Genomic DNA, 22000 nt, shown 5'->3' on the forward strand with positions numbered 1-22000 from the left:
GCGGGGCAGTGATGCATGGGTACGGAAGCGGTTCCTACGGCGTGGACGAGCCGCGAGGTCTCAGGGACCAGGCCGGGCGGTACGCGCTCCTGCCCCTGCGGATCTTCCTCGGTGTCACCTTCGTGTACGCGGGCATCGACAAGCTGACCGACAGCGCGTTCTTCTCGGCGAGCGGGACCGGCTCCGTCGGCGAGATGATGCGTGCCGTGCGCGACAGCTCGGCGATCCCCGGCCTCGTCGACCTCGCCCTGAAGAACCCCGAAGGCTTCGGCTACGCCATCGCGATCGGCGAACTCCTCGTCGGTCTCGGCACGCTGGTGGGCCTGTGGTCACGGATCGCGGCCCTCGGCGGCGCCCTGATCTCGCTGAGCCTGTGGCTGGCCGTGAGCTGGCAGACCGAGCCGTACTACTACGGCAACGACCTCGTCTACCTCATGGCCTGGCTGCCGCTCGTGCTCGCGGGGTCCGTCGGGCCCTCCGCCGACGCCTTGCTCGCGGCGCGGCGCCGGCGCAGCCTGTAGCTCGCCCACGTCACCGTGGCCGCGAGCCCCAGCCCGCCGAGGACCAGGGGTGCGAAGAACGTCCAGGGGGCGTTCCACGCACCCGCGGCGTCCGCCGCGTAACCGCCGGCGAGGGCCAGCATGACGAGGCCCGCCACCGCACGGCCGGGACGGAACTCATGACGTGGCACGGATGACCTCCAGTTGTCCGATCGCGGCTTCCAGACGCAGTTCGAGGGTGCCCGCGGCCTCGCCGCCCCCGGAGGGCTCCAGGGTCTGCCGGCGGTGGCGGTCGGGGGCGACGTCCACGTCCTGGCGCGGGTCCGAGGGGAGCCGGATGTCGCCGAGGCCCACCTGGGCGTCCACCTCCACCGTCACCCCCTCGGGCACGACGACCCGGGCACGGCCCGCGCCGATCTCGACGTGCGTACGCAGGGTGTCGCCCTTCGGGACGGCCACCCGGGAGAGGTCGAGCCTCGCGTCCCCCGTGCCCAGCTCGTAGCGTGCCTCGACCGTGGCGACCGAGGCCGGGCGCCACTCCTCGCGGACCCAGTCGGTGCCGATGTCCTCCGGGACGGCGGACGCGCCCGCCATCAGGCCCGCCGTGATCATGGCCAGCAGGATCGTGCCGAACCCGGTCCTGCCGATCACGGAGGCGATCAGCAGGCCGAGGCCGAACACCGCGAGCGCGGCGGCGAGGCCGAACTGCAGGCTCGTCCCCAGGGGGTGGGTGCCCCAGCTCAGACCCGTGCCCAGACCGGCCGCCACCAGGGCGGCCAGGAAGACGGGACCCCCGATCGACCGCGGCCCCCGGGTGCCCGGGGCGCGGTAGGGCGGGCGGTACGGGGCCTGCGGCGTCGCCCCGGTCCTGCCGAACCGCGACGCCTCGGTCGCCGCGCTCGCGGGGCCCCACAGATAGGCGGTGCCCGCCGGGCCCGTCGTGCCGTCCTTGACGATCGGGTCCCGCCACCAGGACGGGCCGCCCAAGGTGGGCGGTGCCTTCACCTCCGGAGGGGCGCCGTGTCCCGGCGCGTGCGGCGGTCCCTTCGGGACGTTCGGCGAGGCGCCCGGAGCGTCCTCGGGCACCGCCGTCCTGCGGTGCTGCGTCCAGACCGAGAAGCCGACGACGCTCAGCGAGAGCATCGCGGCGAAAGCCAGCATCCCCCCGTTGTGCAGCATCGACAGCAGCAGCCCGCAGCCGACCAGCGCCAGGAGCAGGGCGATCAGCGACGCACCCTCGACCCGCCCCGACAGGAGCCGTCGCGCCTCGTTCTCCTCCTCGCCCTCCAGGGGGAGTAGCAGCCAGGCGAAGCCGTAGAAGATCAGTCCGATGCCGCCCGTCACCGCGAGGACGCCGAGCACGATCCGGAAGATCACCGGGTCCACGTCGCAGTACCGGCCGAGCCCGCCGCAGACCCCGGCCACCACCTTCTGCCGCGGGCTGCGTCGCAGCCGCGGGGCCGGTTCGGGCTGCGGAGTGACACCCGGCGAGGTGTCCTGGGGAACGGTCATGGGTCCATGGTGACGGTCCGTACGCCCGTGTGGGACCCGCGACGACCCTGGCCGGTCCCTGATATTGCGCCCCGCGGTCCCCTGGGGAGTGCCCCCGGGCCACGGAACCCGCCGCCCGGAGCATCAGGGTCGAGTGGGGGCCGACCCTGATGCCGGCGCGGGCCCGGACATGTGACGATCGGACCATGCCAGCAGCCACGACCCGAGCGCCGAGCTCCCACGCCCCGGAACCGGAGGAACCGGCGCCGCGCAAGCTGTACCGCAGCGCCGACGGGCGGATGCTGGGCGGCGTCGCGCGCGGGCTCGCCGGACACCTGGGCCTGCCCGTCGTCTGGGTCCGGTTCGTGTTCCTCGGGCTGTTCCTCGCGGACGGGCTCGGCGCGCTCCTCTACGCCGTGTTCTGGATCGTCGTCCCGCTCGGCGTCGGCGGGGTGGAGACCCCGAAGTCCCTCTTCGAGACCGCCCCCGACGGGCGGCGCAGACTCCGCAAGCCCGACAAGGGCCAGGTCTTCGCGCTGATCGCGCTCCTCATCGGCGCCGCCGTCTTCGTCGGCAACGTCGACATGGGCAGCGAGGCGGACCGCTACGTCTGGCCGGCGCTGCTGATAGGCGCGGGCTCCGTCCTGGTGTGGCGCCAGGCGGACAACGCGCGCCGTGCCCGCTGGATAGAGGTCGGCCGCCGCCGCAAGGTCCTGCATCTGGCCCGTGGACTGGCCGGTGTCGCGCTCGTCGGTCTCGGCCTCGCCGCCTTCATGGTCGTGCGGGGCTCGGCCGCCCAGCTCGGCACCGCGCTGACCGCCGCCATCGCCGTGCTCACCGGCATCGCGCTGCTCGCGGGCCCCTATCTCGTACGGATGACGCAGGACCTCTCCGAGGAGCGCCTGATGCGCATCAGGGCCCAGGAGCGCGCCGAGGTCGCCGCCCACGTCCACGACTCCGTCCTGCACACGCTCACCCTGATCCAGCGCAGCGCGGACGACGGCGGCGAGGTCCGCAGGCTCGCCCGCGCCCAGGAACGCGAACTGCGCAACTGGCTCTACAACCCTGCGGGCACGGGCAAGGAGGAGGACGACGAGCCGTCGAGCCTCGCGGAGGCCGTGAAGCGCGCCGCCGCCGAGGTCGAGGACAAGCACGGCGTCCCGCTGGAGGTGGTCGTCGTCGGCGACTGCCCGCTCGACGAGAAGCTGGTGGCACAGATGCAGGCCGCACGCGAGGCGATGGTCAACGCCGCCAAGTACGGTGGCGAGGGCGGCGCCGTCCAGGTGTACGCGGAGGTCGAGGGCCGCACGGTCTTCGTCTCCGTACGGGACCGGGGGCCGGGATTCGACCTGGACGCCGTCCCGGACGACAGGATGGGCGTACGGGAATCGATCATCGGCCGGATGCAGCGCAACGGCGGTACCGCGCGGCTGCGTTCGGTGCCCGGCGGGGGCACGGAAGTCGAGCTGGAGATGGAGAGGGCGAGTCAATGACCGAGAACACCGAAGCGGCCGGGGGTCCGGAGCGCCGGGTACGGGTGGTGCTGGTCGACGACCACCGGATGTTCCGCACCGGCGTCCAGGCCGAGATCGGCCGCACCGAGGAGACCGGGGTCGAGGTCGTCGGCGAGGCCGCCGACGTCGACCAGGCGGTCACCGTGATCACCGCGACCCGCCCGGAGGTCGTCCTTCTCGACGTGCACCTGCCGGGCGGCGGCGGCGTCGAGGTGCTGCGGCGCTGCGCCCCGATGATGGGGGCGGTGGAGAACCCCGTGCGCTTCCTGGCGCTGTCCGTCTCGGACGCGGCGGAGGACGTCATCGGCGTCATCCGGGGCGGTGCGCGCGGCTATGTCACCAAGACCATCACCGGCGCCGACCTCGTCGACTCCGTCTTCCGGGTCCAGGACGGCGACGCGGTGTTCTCGCCCCGGCTGGCCGGGTTCGTCCTCGACGCCTTCGCCTCGACGGACGCCCCGCCGGTCGACGAGGACCTGGACCGGCTGACCCAGCGGGAGCGCGAGGTGCTGCGGCTGATCGCCCGGGGATACGCGTACAAGGAGATCGCCAAGCAGCTGTTCATCTCGGTGAAGACGGTCGAATCACATGTCTCGGCCGTGCTGCGCAAGCTCCAGCTGTCCAACCGGCACGAGCTGACCCGGTGGGCGACGGCGCGACGGCTGGTCTGAGCCCCGCGCTCACCCGGGATCGAGCGAGATGTTGAGCTTCTCGCCGGTCCTGCGGTAGCCGATGCCCGCGTAGACCCGCTCGACGTCGGGTCCGCCGGGCTCCAGCCAGACGGTGTGGAAGCCGCGCTCGAAGGCGGTGCGGGTCAGCCAGGCGGAGAGCGCCGCGCCGACGCCCCGGCGGCGGAAGGCCGCGGCGACGGCCAGCCCGGCCAGTTCGCCGATTCCGTCGGCCGGTACCGAGCAGCCGCCCGCGCCGGCGGGCAGGCCGTCCAGGGTGGCCAGGGCCGAGACCCCGCCGCCCGCGCTCGCCCCGCGCAGCCAGGCGATCTCGCCGTCGTCCGGCCCGCCCTCACCGCCGAATCCGGTGTGCTGGACGGCAGCCGCAGAGGTGAACTCGTCGGCGGTGACCGGCTCGGAGACGCGCAGGCCGTCCACCGGCTTCGGCGGGAGGAGCCCGTCGGGGGCGCAGGACATGACCGGGGCGCGGCTCTCCACCGTGAAACCGGCCGCCAGCAGGGCCGGTTCGACGGCGGGCGCCCAGCTGGGCAGGAACTCCAGCCGGGGCAGCCGTTCGTGCTCACGGAACGCCGTGACCAGGTCGGCGATGTCCTCGGCGGTCGGTTCGGCGCCCTGGTCCGGGATGGCGTAGTTGGCGAACTTCAGCTCCCAGCCCGGGTTGTGGCGCACGGTGAACGGGCCCACCCGGTAGTGGTCCGGCGACCGGAGAGCCAGGGTGCGCGCGTAGTTCTGAATGGCGGTGTCCATGGGTCCCGGAGCCTAGGCGACCCGGGTCGCACCGGCGAAAGGCATTTCGGAGATCGGCGCGATACGTACGGGTGCTCCCGGCCGCGGGGCGTGGATCATCTGTCCGCCGCCGATGTAGAGCCCGACATGGGTGACTCCGGGGTAGAAGAACACCAGGTCGCCCGGCGCCAGTTCCGAGCGGGACAGGCGTTGGCCCGCGTTGATCTGGGTGTACGTCGTGCGCGGCAGGGACACCCCCGCGGCGCGCCACGCGGCCTGGGTGAGCCCCGAGCAGTCGAAGGACGAGGGCCCGGTGGCGCCCCAGACGTACGGCTTGCCGAGCGCCCCGTAGGCGAAGTCCACGGCCTGTGCCGCGCGGGCGTTGGGCGCGGCCACGGAACCGCGCGGGGCGCTCCGGTCGGCGCGGACCGCGCCGCCGCCGTGCGCGGCGTCGGCGGAACGCTCGTAGGCGGCGCGCTGGGCGGCGGTGAGGGTGGCCAGCAGCTTCCGGGCGCCGGACAGCTTGCCGCGGACCTCGTCCTTGTGCTTCTTCAGGTCGGCCCGCCGGGCGGCGAGGACCTCCAGCTCGTCCTCGGCCCTGGCACGCACCTGTGCGAGGTCGCTGATCTGCCGGCGTACGCCGTTGATCGCGCCCGCCTGACGGTCGCCCGCCCGGTCCTCGAAGGAGGCGCGCTCCAGATACTCGTCCGGGTCGGAGGAGAGGGCCAGCCGCACGGCGGGGTCGACGCCTGCGCTGCGGTACTGGGCGGTGGCGTACGCGCCGAGGGCGTCGCGAGCGGTGTTGAGGCGCTCGGTCCTGCGGGCGGCCTCGTCGCGCAGCGCGTCGACGGACTTCTCCGAGCGGGCCGCCGTCTCCTTGGCGCCGTTGTACTTCTCGGTGGCCACCTCGGCCTCGTGGTACAGCCGGTCGACCTTGGCCTTGACCTGGGCCGGGGTGAGCTGGGGCTCGGCCTGGGCGGCGCCGTCCAGACAGGTCGCGGTGGCGGCCCCGGCCAGGGCGAGCGTCGCGGCGGTGCGGGCAGCAGGGCCGGTGAACAGACTCTGCTTGGGCTTGCGGTGAGCGGGTTTTCGATGCGCGGCCACGAGGGTGGTGCGTCCTTCCGTTCGACTGCCCGTCGGGGGGTGCCGGCGGGCCCGCCGGGGACCGGCGGCGGGCCACCACAGGGGGGAGTGGCCCGCCACCGGATCTCCGGCGGGGTGACCGGGGTGCCACCCGGTACGGGGCGGCGGTGCAGAGTCGGTCACCTGGGAGGGACGCTAAACCCGGGGCACCGGGAAGAGGCGTAATGACAGCTATTGCCCGCATGTGCTGTTTCATTTCCGCCGAGTGATCTCAAAAATCAACCGGAGTCCGACAATCCGCGCAGGCTCGGGGGCAATTCATCGGGAAGTCGTACCTGGCCGAAGAGTGCTGGTATGGGCGTGGTTAGGCTGCGGCCATGGACGTACTCATCAATGTCTTCGTGGCCCTGCACATCATCGGCATCGCCTCCCTTCTGGGCGGCTTCCTGACCCAGATGAAGGCCATGGGGGCGGGCACGGCACGCTTCGTGCCGGCCATGCTGCACGGTGCGCTCACCATGCTCGTGACGGGCGTCGCCCTCGTCGGCCTCAACCAGGCCGACGACCAGACCGTGAACAACATCAAGATCGGCGTGAAGCTGCTGGTCCTGATCGTGATCCTGGCGCTCGTCTACGTGAAGCGGGACGAGGAGAAGGTGGAGAAGGGCGCGTTCGCCGCGGTCGGCGGGCTGACGGTCGCCAACATCTTCATCGCCACGCTCTGGACCTGAGCGGCCGGAGGCCGTACGGCAGAGGGCCCGGGAATCACCCCGGGCCCTCTGCCGTGTGCGGGCGGCGTGGCTACGCCGGGCGCACGCTGCCGTAGATCGGCATGTAGTAGATCGACTCCTCGCGGACGTTCGCACCCGGCTTCGGCGCGTGGATCATCATGCCGTCGCCCTTGTAGATGCCGACGTGGCTGATGTCGTCGTAGAAGAAGACCAGGTCCCCCGGCTGGAGATCCGCCGTGGCCACCCGGGTGCCCACCTCGACCTGGTCCCAGGTGGTGCGCGGCAGATCGACACCGGCCGCCTTCCAGGCGGCCTGGGTGAGCCCGGAGCAGTCGTACGAGGACGGGCCCGTCGCCCCCCAGACGTACGGCTTGCCGATCTGCGCCGCGGCGAAGGCGAGGACCTTGTCGGCCTTCGAGGCGTAGCCGCTGTCGGAGCCCGTGTCGCCGGCCCCCGTGCCCGCCTCCTCCTTCGCGGCCTCCTCCTTGGCCGCCCGGTCGGCCTTCTCCTTCGCGGCGGCGGCCTGCTGCCTGGCCAGTTCCTCGGCCTTGCGCTCGGCCTCCGCCTCCTTCTTGCGCTCCAGCTCCGCGAGCCGCGCCTTCTCCTCGGCGGTCAGCTCCGACAGCAGCGTGCGGGCCTCGGCGAGCTTCGCCTGCACGTCCTGCTTGCTGGTGCGCAGCGTGGCCTGCGACTCGGTGAGCGTCTCCAGGCTCTTCGTCGCCTCGGCCCGCTTCGCCGCGGCTTCCTTCTGCTGCGTACGGAAGTCGGCGACCGCCTTCTGCTGCTGGCTGGTCATCCGGGCCATCAGCTGGTCCTGGTCGAAGTACGACTGCGGGTCGTCCGCGAGGAAGAACGTCGCCGTCGGGGCGATCGAGCCGCTGCGGTACTGCGCCGCCGCGTAGTTGCCCAGCTCCCGGCGCGTCTCGTTGAGCTTGTCGGCGCGCTTGGCGGCGGCCTCCAGCAGGTCGTCGACCTTGGAGCGCTGCTCGGTCTGCGCGGCCTTCGCCTCGTTGTACTTCTGCGTCGCGGTGCCGGCCTGCCGGTAGAGGGCGTCGACCTTCTTCTGGACTTCCTCGATGCTGGGCTTCGGCTCGGCGGGGGCCGCCGTGGCGCTCTGCGTGGACAGCAGGGTGACGGAGGCGAGCGCCGCGGTGGTGAGACCGACGGCAGGGGTGGTGGTGCGCACCCGGGTGCGCGGCTTGCGATGCGACGCCAAGGCCGGCATCTCCTTCCGTGGACCGCCTACCGGGTTAGCTGTCGGGTTCGGGCGGAACGGAAGGCTGCCCTACGGTCCGGTGGAGACGGACCGATTCACCCCGGTGCTGCGTGTGGGTCCCCGGTTCCGGCTCCCGGGGGAGTGCGGATTCGGCGGGGGTGCCCGTGCGGCGCGGTTCGCCTCAAGGGGATACGGAGCACCCGTCGGAGCACGCTAGCCAACCCGTGGTGTCCCTGTGAAGGTTGATGTTCGATATGCCCGATACATTTTCGTGACCTTTTCCGGAAGGCGGTCCGCACGCCCGGGACCGCCCCCGGAATCTCACCCACCGTGGGTGTTCCGTCTCGTTGCGCGCACGGCCTTGGCCCTTGTCGCCGATGAGGCCACGGGCTGTCGGTGCGGCCGCCTAGACTCGTGAGGCGATGAGCAGCCTCTTTGACGACAGTTTCCTGACCGGCCTCCAGCAGTCGGACGACGGACCCCCGCCGCCCCCGGAGGAGCACGCCCCCGAAGCCGTGCCCGAGGGCCTCTTCGAGGACGTCTTCGACGCGCCTCCGCCGCCGCGTGACGCGTACTACCGCGACGGCGCCCCGCGCCCCGTCATCGACTCGGCCGCACTGCTCGACGGGCTGAACACCGAGCAGCGCGCCGCCGTCGTGCACGCCGGGTCCCCGCTGCTCATCGTCGCCGGGGCGGGCTCGGGCAAGACCAGGGTGCTGACCCACCGCATCGCCCATCTGCTGGCCGAGCGGGGGGTGCACCCGGGGCAGATCCTGGCGATCACCTTCACCAACAAGGCCGCGGGCGAGATGAAGGAGCGCGTCGAGCAGCTCGTCGGACCGCGGGCCAACGCCATGTGGGTCATGACGTTCCACAGCGCGTGCGTGCGCATCCTGCGCCGCGAGTCCAAGCGCCTCGGCTTCACCTCGTCGTTCTCGATCTACGACGCCGCCGACTCCAAGCGGCTGATGGCGCTGGTCTGCCGCGATCTGGACCTCGACCCCAAGCGTTACCCGCCGAAGTCGTTCACGGCGAAGGTCTCGAACCTGAAGAACGAGCTCATCGACGAGGAGACCTTCGCCGGCCAGGCCGCCGACGGCTTCGAGAAGACGCTGGCCCAGGCGTACGCGCTCTACCAGGCGCGGCTGCGTGAGGCCAACGCCCTCGACTTCGACGACATCATCATGACCGCGGTCCACCTGCTCCAGGCGTTCCCGGACGTCGCCGAGCACTACCGCCGCCGCTTCCGCCACGTCCTGGTCGACGAGTACCAGGACACCAACCACGCGCAGTACACCCTGGTGCGTGAGCTGGTGGGCCCGTCCGGAGAGGTCGAGGCCCCCGGCGAGCTCTGCGTCGTCGGTGACGCGGACCAGTCGATCTACGCCTTCCGCGGCGCGACCATCCGCAACATCCTCCAGTTCGAGGAGGACTATCCCGACGCGACCACGATCATGCTGGAGCAGAACTACCGCTCCACGCAGACGATCCTCTCCGCAGCCAACGCCGTCATCGAGCGCAACGAGAGCCGCCGCCCCAAGAACCTCTGGACGAACGCCGGCGAGGGCACCCGGATCGCGGGCTACGTCGCCGACACCGAGCACGACGAGGCGCAGTTCGTCGCGGACGAGATCGACCGGCTGACGGACGCGGGGGACGCGAAGGCGGGTGACGTCGCCGTCTTCTACCGTACGAACGCCCAGTCCCGTGTCTTCGAAGAGATCTTCATCCGCGTCGGACTGCCCTACAAGGTCGTCGGCGGAGTGCGCTTCTACGAGCGCAAGGAGGTCAGGGACGTCCTGGCCTATCTCCGGGTGCTGTCCAACCCCGAGGACACCGTCCCGCTGCGCCGCATCCTCAACGTGCCCAAGCGCGGCATCGGGGACCGGGCCGAGGCGATGATCGACGCCCTCTCGATGCGCGAGAAGATCTCCTTCCCGCAGGCGCTGCGCCGCGTCGACGAGGCGTACGGCATGGCGGCCCGCTCGGCGAACGCCGTGAAGCGCTTCAACACGCTGATGGAGGAGCTCCGCACGATCGTGGAGTCCGGCGCGGGCCCGGCGGTCGTCGTGGAGGCCGTCATGGAGCGGACCGGCTATCTCGCCGAACTCCAGGCGTCCACCGACCCGCAGGACGAGACCCGTATCGAGAACCTCCAGGAGCTCGCCTCCGTCGCTCTCGAATTCGAGCAGGAGCGGGCGGAGGAGGAGGGCGCGGGCACACTCGCCGAGTTCCTGGAGAAGGTCGCGCTCGTCGCCGACGCCGACCAGATCCCCGACGAGGACGAGGACGGCTCCGGTGTCGTCACGCTGATGACGCTGCACACCGCCAAGGGCCTCGAATTCCCCGTGGTGTTCCTGACCGGCATGGAGGACGGCGTCTTCCCGCACATGCGCGCGCTGGGCCAGGTGAAGGAGCTGGAGGAGGAGCGCAGGCTCGCCTACGTGGGCATCACGCGCGCCCGCGAGCGGCTGTATCTGACCCGGGCGGCGATGCGGAGCGCCTGGGGCCAGCCCTCGTACAACCCGCCCTCGCGGTTCCTGGAGGAGATCCCGGACCAGCACCTGGAGTGGAAGCGCAAGGGACCGATGGCCGCTCCGGCGGGACCCACGTCGGGGATCACGTCGTCACTGTCCTCGTCGCGCTCGAAGTCCGGGCCCTCGGGGTTCGCGACCCGGCGCACCTCCGAGAAGCCGGTGGTCACCCTGGTGGCCGGGGACCGGGTCACGCACGATCAGTTCGGACTGGGCACGGTGACCGCGGTCGAGGGGTTCGGCGACCAGGCGAAGGCGACGGTCGACTTCGGCGACGAGCGGCCCAAGAAGCTCCTGCTGCGTTACGCCCCGGTCGAGAAGCTCTGACCCGCCGGCGCGTCAGGGGCGGGGGCAAGCAACGGCCCGTGCCCCTGACGCGGCACGGGTTCGGATGCGGGCCCATGGCCTGGTGGCCCCGGCACGGGTACGTGCCCACGGCTCGGCGGTCCTGACCCGGGTGGTCCGGGTGCGGGTGGTCCGGTCCGGGGGCGGCTTCGGTCCGCGACGCGGTACGAGCCGGGGCCCGGGTCTCGGTACAGGCCGTGGCCCGGGCTTCAGTGCGGGTTTCCGCGCAGGGCTCAGTACGGGTTGATGCCGTGGCTGCGGAGCCATGGCATCGGGTCGATCGCCGAGCCGCCGCCGGGCCGTACCTCGAAGTGCAGGTGCGGGCCCGTGGAGTTGCCGGAGTTGCCGGAGTAGGCGATGACGTCGCCCGCCTTGACCGAGCCGGAGCGGATCCGGGTGGTGCTGAGGTGGCAGTACCACGTCTCGGTGCCGTCGGCCGCGGTCACGATGGCCATGTTCCCGTAGGCGCTGTTCCACTGGGTGCGCACGGTGCCGTCGGTCGCCGCCATCACGGGGGTGCCGTAGGAGACGGGGAAGTCGATGCCCGTGTGCACGGACATCCAGTTCACCCCGGCCTGGCCGTAGGTGGCGCTGAGGCCGTGCTGCTTCACGGGCAGGACGAACTTCGGACGCAGTGCCTCGCGGCGTGCGGCCTCCTCCTCGCGCTTCTTCTTCTCGGCGGCCTGACGCTCCTTGAGGTCGATGCGCTCCTGGGTGCGGCTGGCGCGGTCCGCGAAGTTCTCGGCGTCGGCGCTGAGGTTGGCGAGCTGGGTGTCCAGCTTGTTGTTGGCCACGGCCGGCTTGACGATGTCGGCAGCCGCCATGGAGGCGGTGTCGTCCTTCGTCTCCTCGCCGCTGATGCCGCTCACGGAGGCCGCGGCGATACCCGCGACGCTCATGACGCAGGCGGAAGGCACGGCCACGGTGAGGAGCGCGGAACGCTTCGCCGGGGTGCGGCGCCGTCCTCGGCCTCCGCCACGCTGGGCGGCCGACCGGCCGACCGGGCGGGCGGCGGTGGAGGCGGACCCGGAGGCGTGGTCCGCGGTGAGATCGATGACGTCCGGCAGCGGTTCCGCCTCGCCGGACACCGGGACCTCGTCGTAGGCATCCACCGTCGTGTCGTGGACGCCGAGCGTGTCGTGGACGCCGGTCGCGTCGTGCGCGCCGAGCGTGTCGTGGACGCCCGTCGTGTCGTGCATGCCGAGTGCGTCGTCGTGGCCGAGGGCGTCGTGCGCGCCGAACTCGGCTGTTTCGTACGGCTCGTAGGCGGCCGACCGGTGTTCGTACGCGTGATGCGAAGTCTGTTCGGACGCGTACGCAGCGTTCTCGGGCGTGGCGCCGGTGTTCCAGGCGGTCGCGTCGTAGGCGCCGGTGTCGGCGGTTTCGAAGCCCTCGTATCCCGTGCCCTCGAAGGCGGGGACGGCGAACGTGCCGGTCGCGTAGGCCGTGGTGTCGAAGGTCGTGGTGGGGAAGGCGCCCGTGTCGCCCGTCGCCCACTGGTCGGCCTGGCCGGTGTGGTCCCAGCCGCTGGTGTCCCACTGGCCCGTGGCGTCCGGGGCGGGGGCCTGCGCGGGGATCCCGTGCTCGGGCATCCAGGTCGCGGTGGTGTCGTACCCCTGCGGCGCCTGCGGATGGGCCTGCGCGCCGTAGGCGTCGTACGAGGCCTGCTGATGCGCTCCGGTCTCCCACTGGGAGGCGTCGTAAGCGCCGTAGCCGCCGCCGTCGTCGTACGCGGTGGCGTAACCGCCGCCGTACGTCGGCTCATGGCTGGTGTCGTGCTGACCCGGCAGTGTTCCGAAGAGCGGGTCGGTGTCGAAGCCGGTGGACTGGCTGTCGTATCCGGCATACCCGGCGTGGGGGTGCTGGTCGTTCACCAACTTCTCTCTCGCCTCGGCAGCAGGACCTGTTCCGGGGTCCGGTGGGGGGATCCCAGGGTGAGCAGTGGCCGCGACTGTACCCGGCAGTACGAGGGGACGACAATCTTCGGCGGCTTCTGGTCCCTCAGGAAACGGGCAATCGGACGCCTTTCGGTGGACGACGGAGCCAGGCTTGGCCCTATGTTCGAAACTAGTTCTATTTTTTCGGGGGTTTGGGCGTCCCGCGGGACGGCTTCGGGCGACGGAAGCGGTCGCGCGCGGGTGGCGGAGGTGGCTCCGCTCGGGCGGAGGGGGCGGTTCCGCTCAGGCGACGGAAGCGGCTCCCGGAACGTCGATGGCCGCACCGTCGGACTCGAGTGCCTGACGGATCGCGGACGCGACGGCCGGATGGACCGGAAGCGCGAGGTGGCCGATACCGGTGACGCGTACGTTGACGGCGTCGAGGTCGGGGTGGTCGACGCAGGCCGTCTCGACCGGGAGCATCACCCGGTCCAGCTCGCTCCAGAAGCTGACGAACCGTGTCCGGCAGCCCGGCGCGGGGCGGCGCAGCTCCGCGATCAGATCGGAGTCGCCGCGCATCTGGCGGACGATGGGGTGTGCGCCGGCCAGCGGGGCGACCGCCGTGCCGCTGTGCGGGGTGCCGAGTGTGACGAGGGTGCGCACCCGCCGGTCACCGCCGAGCCGCTGCACGTAGTACCGCGCGATCAGGCCGCCGAGGCTGTGGCCGACGATGTCGATCCGGCGATGCCCCGTGCGGGCGCAGATCTCCTCGACGTGGCGTTCGAGCAGCTCGGCCGCCGTGCGGATGTCGCAGGTCAACGGCGAGTAGTTGAGCGACTCCAGATGGCGCCAGCCGTGCCGGGCCAGGGAGCGGCGCAGCAGCACGAAGACGGAGCGGTTGTCGATGAAACCGTGCAGGAGGACGACGGGTGGATGCTCGCCGATGCTGGTGGGCAGCGCGGCCGTGTCGGCCGAACGGGTGATTCCGCCGGGAGCGGCGTCCGGTCCCGTGGCCGCGCCTGTCCCGGCGCCGTCGTCGGAGCCGTCCCCCGTGCCGTCCTGGGCCCCGTCCCCGTCGCCGGGCCCGGGTGCGGGGCTCCGGCGCTCGGGGGTGAGGCCCGCGGGGTAGATGAGCACATGCCCGGCCAGGATCACCAGCTCCAGCGCGGTGGCTCTGACCAGCGCCGATGACAGCCAGGCAGGGCGCAGGCAGGTGCTGCGCAGCAGTAGGGGTAGGAAGGACAGGACCTTCATGGCCGACCTCCTGCACTGGCATGCGGGGGAGGCGGCTCCCTGCCCCGTACGCCCTCATCGGGTCGCTGCGGAGGCGGGTCGGCGGCTCTGGTGGCGGCCGGGGGCCGTACCACCGTGCCGTGCTGCTGACGGCGCGGTGGTACGGCGACCTCGTTGCGGCTCCCCTGGCGGCGGTACCCGCGCGGCCCGTGGGTCGCTCGATGCGGGGAACGACGCTTGGCGAACATGTCCCATGTGTGATTTCCCCCTCCCGGTCCACCGCGAAACGACGCCGTGCGGGATGCTGTGGATAACGTTCGTTCACATCCCCGGGCCGCCAGGCGCGGGAGACGCATGTGGAGGCATTGATGGGTGTGACCGGTCCGATCCGTGTGGTGGTGGCGAAGCCGGGCCTCGACGGCCATGACCGAGGGGCCAAGGTGATCGCACGGGCGCTGCGGGACGCGGGCATGGAGGTCATCTACACGGGGCTCCACCAGACCCCCGAGCAGATCGTGGACACGGCGATCCAGGAGGACGCCGACGCCGTCGGTCTCTCGATCCTCTCCGGTGCGCACAACACGCTGTTCGCCAAGGTCATCGAGCTGCTCAAGGAGCGCGACGCGGAGGACATCAAGGTCTTCGGTGGCGGCATCATCCCCGAGGCGGACATCGCGCCGCTGAAGGAGCAGGGCGTCGCGGAGATCTTCACCCCGGGTGCGACGACCGCCTCGATCGTCGACTGGGTCAACGCGAACGTCCGCCAGCCCGCGGAGGCCTGAGCCGGCGAGCCTGCCGTCCGTGGTGTCCGGCCGCCCGGCTCGCGTCGGCGTTGCTGGTCCGGCCGGCTTGCGCCTCCGTTCGTGGGCGAGCGGGCTCGGGGAAGCCGTCCGGCCCGCGCCCGTGTTCCTGGGGCGGGGAGCTCGGGGCGGTGGCCTGCCCGCGTTCCTGTGCGGAAGGCTTGGGCGGTGGCTCCGGGCAGCCGTGTTCGGCGGACGGCCCGGCCGGGCGTGTCCGGCGAGGTGGGCCCGTCAGTTCCGGGTGCCCGTCCCTTCCGGGGCGTCCTCCGCCAGTTCGGCGTCCATCGCGGCGCGCAGGCGCAGGGTGGAGACCAGGCGCTGGAAGGCCTCCGACCAGTAACCCCCCGCACCGGGTGAGGCGTCCTCCGGCTCGTCCGGGGTGGTCGTGAGCACGGCGAGACGGTCCGCCTCGGCGGGGTTCAGACAGCGCTCGGCCAGCCCCATCACTCCGCTGAAGCTCCAGGGGTAGCTGCCCGCGTCCCTGGCGATGTCCAGTGCGTCGACCACCGACCGGCCGAGCGGCGCGTCCCAGGGCACCGCGCACACGCCGAGCAGCTGGAAGGCCTCCGACAGACCGTGCGCGGCCACGAATCCTGCGACCCAGAGCGCCCGCTCGGCGGACGGCAGGGTGGCGAGGAGCTTCGACCGCTCCGCCAGGGACGCGGTGCCCGGGCCGTTGGCCGGGGGAGTGGAGGGGGCGCCGAGTAGAGCTCTCGCCCAGTCGGGGTCCCGTTGCCGCACCGCCGCCCGGCACCAGGCGGCGTGCAGCTCCCCGGCCCAGCCGTCGGCGACGGGCAGTGCCACGAGCTCCCGGGCCGTGCGGCCGTCGAACCTCTCCACCCAGACGCCGAGCGGGGCCGCCTCCACCAACTGGCCCAGCCACCAGGAGCGTTCGCCCCGACCCGACGGCGGCACGGGCACGACACCGTCCCGCTGCATCGCGGCATCGCACTCGTGCGGCGCCTCCACGGCTATCGACACCGAGCCCCCCGTGCGGTCCGGGTTCACACAGGACGTGGCCCGGGCCGCCATCCGGCGGGCGAGCGCCGATTCCGGCAGCGCGGACAGCAGTTCGGCCGCTGTGGAGCGGACGTTGCGGCTGCGGTCCGCCAGGGCCTCTTCGAGGAAGGCCTCGTCCGCCCCCGAGAGCCCGGCCCGCAAGGAGTCCAGGAACATCAGCCGGTCCTCGGCCCGCTCCGTGGACCAGGTGGCGGCGAGCAGGGACCTGGCCGCGCCGGGATCCCGCTCCCGTACGGCGCCGAGCAGCGCGACCCGCTCCGCGAACAGCCCTTCGTCCCAGAGCTCGCGCACCGCCTCCGGGTCCTTCGGGTCCGGCCGGTGAGCCCCCTGGGACGAGGCCCGCAGCGCGAACCTCCACTCCGGGTTCAGCCCGGCCAGCCAGAGCCCGCGCGGCCCGGCGAACGCCAGGGCGAGCGGGCGCAGGTCCGTACGCGCCCGGGCCGCGTCCAGCAGCGCGGGCAGCAGCTCGGCCGGTGCGCGGAAGCCGCGCGCCCCCGCGGTGATCAGCCACTGGGGAATGAGCTCGGTGAGGTCGGGAGCCGCTCCGCGCCGCCCGCCGCCGGGCGGCGCCGAACGGTCGGCGAGCAGCTGGGCGAGCCGGTGCCGGGCGGCCGTGGGCAGCGGGGGCCGCGGATCGTCGGGTGCGGGCGATGGCACGGCCACCCCGGCGGCCGGCCGCAGCGAGGCCCTGCGCCGCACGGTGTGCACCGCCGCCGCGTCGAGCAGCTCCGACGGCCCTGCCGGGATGCCGCCGTCCGCCCGCAGGGGGCGCCGGTCGGTGCCGAGCAGCGCCGAGGTGACGAGGTCTTCCCAGCGGGCGCCCATGAGCGCGCCGGTCGTCGTGCGAGTGGTGGGCATCGGTCCCTCCGTCGGTCGGCCGTGCGCGGTTCGGAGCGTGTGCGCGTCGTACGCGTGTTTCGGGAGAACGGGGTGGGCGAGGCGAGCGGGATGGCCGAGGAGGACGCGCTGCGCCTCGGGCGACCTCTGGCGAACGCCTCGGAGGAGCGCCTCGGGCGACCTCTGGCGAACGCCTCAGACGAGGGCCACGGCCGTGCCCTCGGCGGCTCCTCCCGAGGGTCCTGGGCACCATGCGGCTATCGGGTCGAAACCCCGGTGCCCGCACTCCCCGAACACGGTCAGCGGGCCGCCGCCTGAGAGCGCCACGAGCTTCCACAGGCCCGGCCGGGACAGCGCCCGGGGGGCGATCGGCAGCGCGGAACGGTCCGCCGCGCCGACCAGCTGCCAACCGTCCCCGGACGGCGCGGGTATGACGTCCTCCAGCGTGAACGGCCAGGCCTCCAGCCAGGGATCGTCCCGCAGGGCGCGCCCGTACGCCGCGACGGCGTCGGCCGTCGTCCCGCCCGGCGGCGGCGCCGCCGAGGTGACGGGGTCGCCGAACCGCTCGCCCAGCTCGGCCCGCAGGCCTCCACCACCCGGATACGGCGTCAGTTCGGCGTCGATCACCGCGCCGACCGGCAGCGACGGCGCCGGTGCCCGCCCCGGCGCCCCGTGGAAGAGGAGCAGGGCCGTGCGCGTCGACTCCCTGCCGTACAGCCAGATGCGGCGGGTGACGATCCTGCCGTCCGGTGTGTCGTACTGCGCGAGGACCAGCCAGTGATCCCGGACGGCAGGGCCGTCGGCGGAGCCGGTCAGCCCCACTCTCGTACGCACCGTCGAGGCCAGCGGGCCGGGCAGCCGGTCGAGGCCGAGCCAGGCCGTATCCAGCAGATGCAGGAGGGCGCACTCCTCCAGCAGCCGCACGGGCCAGCCGGAGCCCGACGCCGGGACGGCGCCCAACTCCCGTACCAGGCGCGCGAGTCCGGGAGCCTGTGCGTCGACCATGCGGGCGGCGGTCTCCTCCCACAGGCCATGGCCGGTCCGGTCCGTCGCCGCGAGGCCGCCGCGCAGCAGGTCGGTGAGACGCTGCTCCAGCTCCTGCGCGCCGCCGGTGACGCGCTCGGCCCTGCGGCCGGCGCGCCGGACGGCCGCCGCCGAGCGCGCGGCGGCAGCCGCGTCCTCGGCCCGGACCTCGCCGGGGCCGGCGGACCGCACAGGTTCTCCCCCGTTGGACAACATCATGGGAACGACGTTAGAACGCCCCACTGACAATGGGCCGTGACCTGCGACTCCGCCCGTTCCGGGGTGACTTGACCGTTTCGCCTCCGTGCGCTTCCCTGCGAAGGAGAGAGTGTTTCGAGAAAAAACGGGGGAAATCCGATGGATCACATCACTTGCACCACCCATCTCAGACGCACCATGCGTGTCGGAGCCGCGACGCTGGTCGTGTGCGGCCTCGCACTCACCGCCGGTGCCTGTTCCGGATCCGTCGACAAGGCGGTCGACGACATCGTGGACGAGACGTACGAGGTGACGTACGAGGCCACCGGCACGGGCGCCGAGCAGATCCAGTTCCACGGCGGCGGCGGGAGCGCCATGGAGCCGGAGATCGAGACGGTCGACTCGCCCGCACTGCCGTGGAGGAAGACCGTCACCCTGCGCGGGATCATGCCGCCCGCGGTCATGCCCGTGGGGACCGCCGAGGGTGCGGCCGGCATCGCCTGCACGATCACGTACAAGGGCAAGGTGATCGAGGAGGCGAAGGGCGAGGAGATCCTCACGAGCGGCGGCTGCGTCGCGGTCTCGCCCGTCACCGGCTGACGCTCCGTCCGCTCCGCATCGGTCCCGGCCGCACGGCCGGGACCGATTGTCAGTGGCATGGTGCACCGTGGAAACCGCATCGGATCGACCGATCCGGAGGGGGATCCATGACCGTGTCCGAACAGACCGACGCAGCCGGCGAAGCCCTGAGGCCGCACGCCGAGCACGCCTTCGCCGGTGAGCTCAAGGCGCTCGCCGCCGCCGACGACCGCCCCAGGCCCGCCCGTTGGAAGCTCTCGCCCTGGGCCGTCTCCACCTATCTGCTCGGCGGGACACTCCCCGACGGCACCCTGATCACACCGAAGTACGTAGGACCGCGCCGCCTCGTCGAGGTCGCCGTGACCACGCTCGCCACCGACCGTGCCCTGCTCCTGCTCGGTGTGCCGGGCACCGCCAAGACCTGGGTGTCCGAGCATCTCGCGGCGGCCGTCAGCGGGGACTCCACCCTGCTCGTCCAGGGCACCGCGGGCACCCCCGAGGAAGCCGTCCGCTACGGGTGGAACTACGCACGACTGCTGGCCGACGGCCCCAGCCGCGAGGCCCTGGTGCCCAGCCCCGTCATGCGGGCCATGGCCGAAGGCATGACCGTCCGTGTCGAGGAGCTCACCCGTATCCCCGCCGATGTGCAGGACGCGCTCATCACGATCCTGTCGGAGAAGACGCTCCCGGTCCCCGAGCTCGGCCAAGAGGTCCAGGCCGTCCGGGGGTTCAACCTCGTCGCCACGGCGAACGACCGCGACCGCGGGGTCAACGAGCTCTCCAGCGCCCTGCGCCGCCGCTTCAACACCGTCGTGCTCCCGCTGCCCGCGACACCCGAGGACGAGGTGGACATCGTGTCCCGGCGCGTCGCCCAGACGGGACGCGCGCTCGACCTGCCCGCGGCGCCCGAGGGCCTGGCGGAGATCCGGCGCGTCGTCACGATCTTCCGCGAACTGCGCGACGGAGTGACGACGGACGGCCGTACCAAGCTCAAGTCCCCGTCGGGGACGCTGTCCACGGCCGAGGCCATCTCCGTCGTCACCGGCGGCCTCGCGCTCGCCGCCCACTTCGGCGACGGCGTCCTGCGCCCCGGCGACGTGGTGGACGGCATCCTCGGCGCCGTCGTCCGCGATCCCGCCTCGGACCGTGTGATCTGGCAGGAGTACGTGGAGACCGTGGTCCGGGAGCGCGAGGGCTGGAAGGACTTCTACCGCGCCTGCCGTGAGGCGGCCGCATGACGCCCCGCGCCCCGGCATCCACCGCGTCCGGGGGACCGCTGCTGCTCGGGGTGCGCCATCACGGCCCGGGCTCCGCGCGCGCGGTCCACGCGGCCCTGGAGGCCGCACGGCCCCGCGCGGTGCTCATCGAGGGGCCGCCCGAAGCCGACGCGCTGCTGCCGCTCGCCGCCGACCCCCGGATGCGGCCGCCGGTCGCGCTGCTCGCCCATGCCGTGGACGACCCGGGGCGCGCCTCGTTCTGGCCGATGGCCGACTTCTCTCCCGAGTGGGTGGCGATCCGCTGGGCTCTGGCGCAGGGCGTTCCCGTGCGCTTCGCGGACCTCCCCGCCGCCAACTCCCTGGCGATGACGGAGTGCGCGCAGAGGCAGCCGGGGCAGGACGGACGGATCGTCGATCCCATCGGGACACTCGCCGGGACCGCGGGTCACGACGACCCCGAGCGCTGGTGGGAGGACGTCGTCGAGCACCGCGCGGCTGACGGACGGCCCGCCGACCCGCTCGCGCCCTTCGCCGCGCTCGCCGAAGCGATGACGGCGCTGCGCGAGGCGTACGGCGACGGGGGGCACCCCCAGGACGCCGTCCGGGAGGCGAGCATGCGCCTCCAGCTCCGGGCCGCCCGCAAGGAGTTCGGCGACGGCATCGCCGTCGTGTGCGGCGCGTGGCACGTTCCCGCGCTCGCCGCACGCACCACCGTCGCCGCCGACAGGTCCCTCCTCAAGGGAATCCCCAAGGTGCGGACGGAACTGACCTGGGTGCCCTGGACCCATCGCCGGCTCGCCCGGCACAGCGGATACGGCGCGGGGATCGAGTCCCCCGGGTGGTACGGCCATCTGTTCGGCTCGCCCGACCGGCCCGTGGAGCGCTGGATGACGAAGGTCGCGGGACTGCTGCGCGAGGAGGACATGCCCGTCTCCTCCGCGCATGTCATCGAGGCCGTCCGGCTCGCCGGGACGCTGGCCGCCCTGCGCGACCGCCCGGCCGTCGGTCTGACCGAGGCCACCGACGCGGTCCGGGCCGTCATGTGCGAGGGGTCCGACGTGCCGCTCGCCCTCGTGCGGGACCGGCTCGTCGTCGGCGAGACCCTCGGCGAGGTCCCGGACGGCGCCCCGGCCGTCCCCCTCCAGCGCGATCTGGACAGACAGCAGCGCACCCTGCGGCTCCGGCCCGAGGCGGAGGGACGCGAGCTGGACCTCGACCTCCGCAAGGACACCGACGCCGCCCGCAGCAGACTGCTGCACCGGCTGAGGCTCCTCGGGGTGGACTGGGGCACACCCGCGGCGGGCCGCGGCAGCACGGGCACCTTCCGCGAGAGCTGGCGGCTGCGCTGGGAGCCCGAGCTCTTCGTGCGGATCGCGGAAGCCGGGGTCTGGGGCACCACCGTGCTCGCCGCCGCGACCGCGCGGGCCGAGGCGGACGCCGTATCGGCAGCGTCGCTCGCCTCCGTCACCGCGCTCGCCGAGCGGTGTCTCCTGGCCGGGCTCACCGAGGCGCTGCCCGTCGTGATGCGGGCCCTCGCCGACCGGGCCGCCCTCGACACGGACGTCGGCCACCTCGCCGACGCACTGCCCGCCCTGGCCCGCTCCCTCAGATACGGGGATGTGCGGTCCACGGACACCGCGGCCCTGGGAGAGGTCGCCGTCGGCCTCGCCGAGCGGGTCCGCGTCGGACTGCCTCCCGCCTGCACCGGCCTCGACGCGGACGGCGCGGCGGAGATGCGCGGCCGGGTGGAAGGCGTGCACACCGCCGTGGGGCTGCTCGCGGATGTCGCGGGTGCCGAGGGCCTGTCCGAGCGCTGGGCCGGCGCCCTGCGCAGGCTCTCCGCCAGGGACACGGTCGCCGGGGTGATCCGGGGCCGCGCCACACGACTCCTGCTGGACGACGGACTGCTCGCCGAGAGCGAGGCGGCCCTGCTGATGGGCCTGACCCTCTCGCCCGGCACCCCGCCGGCCGAAGCGGCGGCATGGATCGAGGGATTCGTCGGCGCGGCCACCGGCGGCGGGATGCTGCTCGTCCACGACGAGCGGCTCCTCGGGCTCGTCGACACCTGGCTGACGGGCATACCGGCCGAGGAGTTCACCGGCGTACTGCCCCTGCTGCGCCGTACGTTCTCGGCCTACGAGCCGGGAGTGCGCCGGACCTTGGGCGACCTCGTCCGCCGAGGGCCGGATCCCGGGCGCATCCGTGACACGGACGGGGCGGCGGCCCCGGGCTTCGGCGAGGGACACGACGAGGAGCGGGCCGACGCGGTGGTCCCGGTGCTCCGGCTGCTGCTCGGCCTCGACACCCCCACGGGACGGACGGCGACCGGATGAGCGGGGAGCGGACGGACGCACGGCCCCCACGAGGACGGCGGACACGAGAGAGGA

17 protein-coding genes and 1 riboswitch are annotated in these 22000 nt (G+C 72.9%); of the genes, 9 read left to right on the plus strand and 8 right to left on the minus strand.

Translation table 11 applies throughout. The features are described from left to right. Positions 1-11 precede the first annotated feature (11 nt). A complete protein-coding gene (locus tag AMK10_RS02690) occupies positions 12-521 on the plus strand; it encodes a DoxX family protein (protein ID WP_073744362.1) in 510 nt (169 codons plus the stop codon). 156 nt (positions 522-677) lie between these two features. On the opposite strand, the gene AMK10_RS02700 is transcribed toward AMK10_RS02690, so the two are convergent. After that, positions 678-2012, minus strand: coding sequence for a PspC domain-containing protein (locus AMK10_RS02700; protein WP_073744366.1), 1335 nt, complete (start codon positions 2010-2012; stop codon positions 678-680). A gap of 185 nt (positions 2013-2197) precedes the next feature. Between AMK10_RS02700 and AMK10_RS02705 the strand changes: the two genes are divergently transcribed. Next, positions 2198-3484: an ATP-binding protein gene (locus tag AMK10_RS02705; RefSeq protein WP_073744368.1), complete on the plus strand. Its 1287-nt coding sequence runs from the start codon at positions 2198-2200 to the stop codon at positions 3482-3484. Then, a complete protein-coding gene (locus AMK10_RS02710; RefSeq protein WP_073744370.1) occupies positions 3481-4176 on the plus strand; it encodes a LuxR C-terminal-related transcriptional regulator in 696 nt (231 codons plus the stop codon). The genes AMK10_RS02705 and AMK10_RS02710 overlap by 4 nt, the downstream gene beginning before the upstream one ends. A 9-nt stretch (positions 4177-4185) precedes the next feature. On the opposite strand, the gene AMK10_RS02715 is transcribed toward AMK10_RS02710, so the two are convergent. Both AMK10_RS02715 and AMK10_RS02720 read right to left on the minus strand, forming a co-directional pair. Further along, positions 4186-4941 carry a GNAT family N-acetyltransferase gene (locus tag AMK10_RS02715; protein ID WP_073744372.1) on the minus strand — a complete coding sequence of 252 codons (756 nt, stop codon included), beginning with the start codon at positions 4939-4941 and terminating at the stop codon, positions 4186-4188. 12 nt (positions 4942-4953) lie between these two features. Then, a complete protein-coding gene (locus AMK10_RS02720; protein WP_073744374.1) occupies positions 4954-6024 on the minus strand; it encodes a C40 family peptidase in 1071 nt (356 codons plus the stop codon). 356 nt (positions 6025-6380) lie between these two features. Between AMK10_RS02720 and AMK10_RS02725 the strand changes: the two genes are divergently transcribed. Further along, complete coding sequence (locus tag AMK10_RS02725) at positions 6381-6734, plus strand: hypothetical protein (protein ID WP_073744376.1); 354 nt, start codon at positions 6381-6383, stop codon at positions 6732-6734. A gap of 70 nt (positions 6735-6804) precedes the next feature. Here the strand turns inward: AMK10_RS02725 and AMK10_RS02730 are convergent, their stop codons facing one another. Further along, positions 6805-7959 carry a C40 family peptidase gene (locus AMK10_RS02730; RefSeq protein WP_073744378.1) on the minus strand — a complete coding sequence of 385 codons (1155 nt, stop codon included), beginning with the start codon at positions 7957-7959 and terminating at the stop codon, positions 6805-6807. Continuing rightward, positions 7958-8115, minus strand: a riboswitch (cyclic di-AMP (ydaO/yuaA leader). It overlaps the preceding gene by 2 nt. Positions 8116-8372: 257 nt before the next feature. Between AMK10_RS02730 and pcrA the strand changes: the two genes are divergently transcribed. Then, the gene (gene pcrA, locus AMK10_RS02735) at positions 8373-10811 is read left to right on the plus strand and encodes a DNA helicase PcrA (protein WP_073744380.1); all 2439 of its coding nucleotides are present in this window, start codon (positions 8373-8375) and stop codon (positions 10809-10811) included. Between the two features lie 251 nt (positions 10812-11062). Here pcrA and AMK10_RS02740 read toward each other — a convergent pair whose 3' ends face one another. Together AMK10_RS02740 and AMK10_RS02745 are read right to left on the minus strand one after the other, a co-directional pair. Continuing rightward, entirely contained in the window at positions 11063-12703 is a 1641-nt protein-coding gene (locus AMK10_RS02740) for a M23 family metallopeptidase (RefSeq protein ID WP_073744382.1), read from the minus strand. A gap of 306 nt (positions 12704-13009) precedes the next feature. After that, positions 13010-13960 (minus strand): esterase/lipase family protein, encoded by a 951-nt coding sequence (locus tag AMK10_RS02745; RefSeq protein ID WP_079180595.1) that lies wholly within the window; start codon positions 13958-13960, stop codon positions 13010-13012. A gap of 347 nt (positions 13961-14307) precedes the next feature. On the opposite strand from AMK10_RS02745, the gene AMK10_RS02750 reads away from it, so the two are divergent. Beyond that, on the plus strand, positions 14308-14721 hold the full coding sequence (locus AMK10_RS02750) for a cobalamin B12-binding domain-containing protein (RefSeq protein WP_073744384.1): 414 nt from the start codon (positions 14308-14310) through the stop codon (positions 14719-14721). Positions 14722-14970: 249 nt separating this feature from the next. On the opposite strand, the gene AMK10_RS02755 is transcribed toward AMK10_RS02750, so the two are convergent. Both AMK10_RS02755 and AMK10_RS02760 read right to left on the minus strand, forming a co-directional pair. Next, positions 14971-16617 (minus strand): DUF5691 domain-containing protein, encoded by a 1647-nt coding sequence (locus tag AMK10_RS02755; protein ID WP_073744386.1) that lies wholly within the window; start codon positions 16615-16617, stop codon positions 14971-14973. A gap of 174 nt (positions 16618-16791) precedes the next feature. After that, complete coding sequence (locus tag AMK10_RS02760; protein WP_382565179.1) at positions 16792-17868, minus strand: hypothetical protein; 1077 nt, start codon at positions 17866-17868, stop codon at positions 16792-16794. Positions 17869-17976: 108 nt separating this feature from the next. Here AMK10_RS02760 and AMK10_RS02765 point away from each other — a divergent pair, with 108 nt between their 5' ends. The 3 genes from AMK10_RS02765 to AMK10_RS02775 all read left to right on the plus strand — a co-directional run bounded on the left by AMK10_RS02765 (position 17977) and on the right by AMK10_RS02775 (position 21946). Then, positions 17977-18417, plus strand: coding sequence for a hypothetical protein (locus AMK10_RS02765; RefSeq protein ID WP_073744390.1), 441 nt, complete (start codon positions 17977-17979; stop codon positions 18415-18417). Between the two features lie 107 nt (positions 18418-18524). Continuing rightward, on the plus strand, positions 18525-19634 hold the full coding sequence (locus tag AMK10_RS02770; protein WP_073744392.1) for an ATP-binding protein: 1110 nt from the start codon (positions 18525-18527) through the stop codon (positions 19632-19634). Then, a complete protein-coding gene (locus AMK10_RS02775) occupies positions 19631-21946 on the plus strand; it encodes a DUF5682 family protein (RefSeq protein ID WP_073744394.1) in 2316 nt (771 codons plus the stop codon). The genes AMK10_RS02770 and AMK10_RS02775 overlap by 4 nt, the downstream gene beginning before the upstream one ends. The last annotated feature ends 54 nt before the right edge of the window (positions 21947-22000 follow it).

The sequence above is a fragment of the Streptomyces sp. CB02058 genome (assembly GCF_001905505.1).
GTDB lineage: Bacteria > Actinomycetota > Actinomycetes > Streptomycetales > Streptomycetaceae > Streptomyces.

What these genes read in the sequence shown, in the direction of transcription:
- AMK10_RS02690 (WP_073744362.1), top strand. Translation starts at nt 12, where the DNA reads ATGCATGGGTACGGAAGCGGTTCCTACGGCGTGGACGAGCCGCGAGGT.
- AMK10_RS02700 (WP_073744366.1), bottom strand. Translation starts at nt 2,012, where the DNA reads ATGACCGTTCCCCAGGACACCTCGCCGGGTGTCACTCCGCAGCCCGAA.
- AMK10_RS02705 (WP_073744368.1), top strand. Translation starts at nt 2,198, where the DNA reads ATGCCAGCAGCCACGACCCGAGCGCCGAGCTCCCACGCCCCGGAACCG.
- AMK10_RS02710 (WP_073744370.1), top strand. Translation starts at nt 3,481, where the DNA reads ATGACCGAGAACACCGAAGCGGCCGGGGGTCCGGAGCGCCGGGTACGG.
- AMK10_RS02715 (WP_073744372.1), bottom strand. Translation starts at nt 4,941, where the DNA reads ATGGACACCGCCATTCAGAACTACGCGCGCACCCTGGCTCTCCGGTCG.
- AMK10_RS02725 (WP_073744376.1), top strand. Translation starts at nt 6,381, where the DNA reads ATGGACGTACTCATCAATGTCTTCGTGGCCCTGCACATCATCGGCATC.
- AMK10_RS02730 (WP_073744378.1), bottom strand. Translation starts at nt 7,959, where the DNA reads ATGCCGGCCTTGGCGTCGCATCGCAAGCCGCGCACCCGGGTGCGCACC.
- pcrA (WP_073744380.1), top strand. Translation starts at nt 8,373, where the DNA reads ATGAGCAGCCTCTTTGACGACAGTTTCCTGACCGGCCTCCAGCAGTCG.
- AMK10_RS02745 (WP_079180595.1), bottom strand. Translation starts at nt 13,960, where the DNA reads ATGAAGGTCCTGTCCTTCCTACCCCTACTGCTGCGCAGCACCTGCCTG.
- AMK10_RS02750 (WP_073744384.1), top strand. Translation starts at nt 14,308, where the DNA reads ATGGGTGTGACCGGTCCGATCCGTGTGGTGGTGGCGAAGCCGGGCCTC.
- AMK10_RS02755 (WP_073744386.1), bottom strand. Translation starts at nt 16,617, where the DNA reads ATGCCCACCACTCGCACGACGACCGGCGCGCTCATGGGCGCCCGCTGG.
- AMK10_RS02765 (WP_073744390.1), top strand. Translation starts at nt 17,977, where the DNA reads ATGGATCACATCACTTGCACCACCCATCTCAGACGCACCATGCGTGTC.
- AMK10_RS02770 (WP_073744392.1), top strand. Translation starts at nt 18,525, where the DNA reads ATGACCGTGTCCGAACAGACCGACGCAGCCGGCGAAGCCCTGAGGCCG.
- AMK10_RS02775 (WP_073744394.1), top strand. Translation starts at nt 19,631, where the DNA reads ATGACGCCCCGCGCCCCGGCATCCACCGCGTCCGGGGGACCGCTGCTG.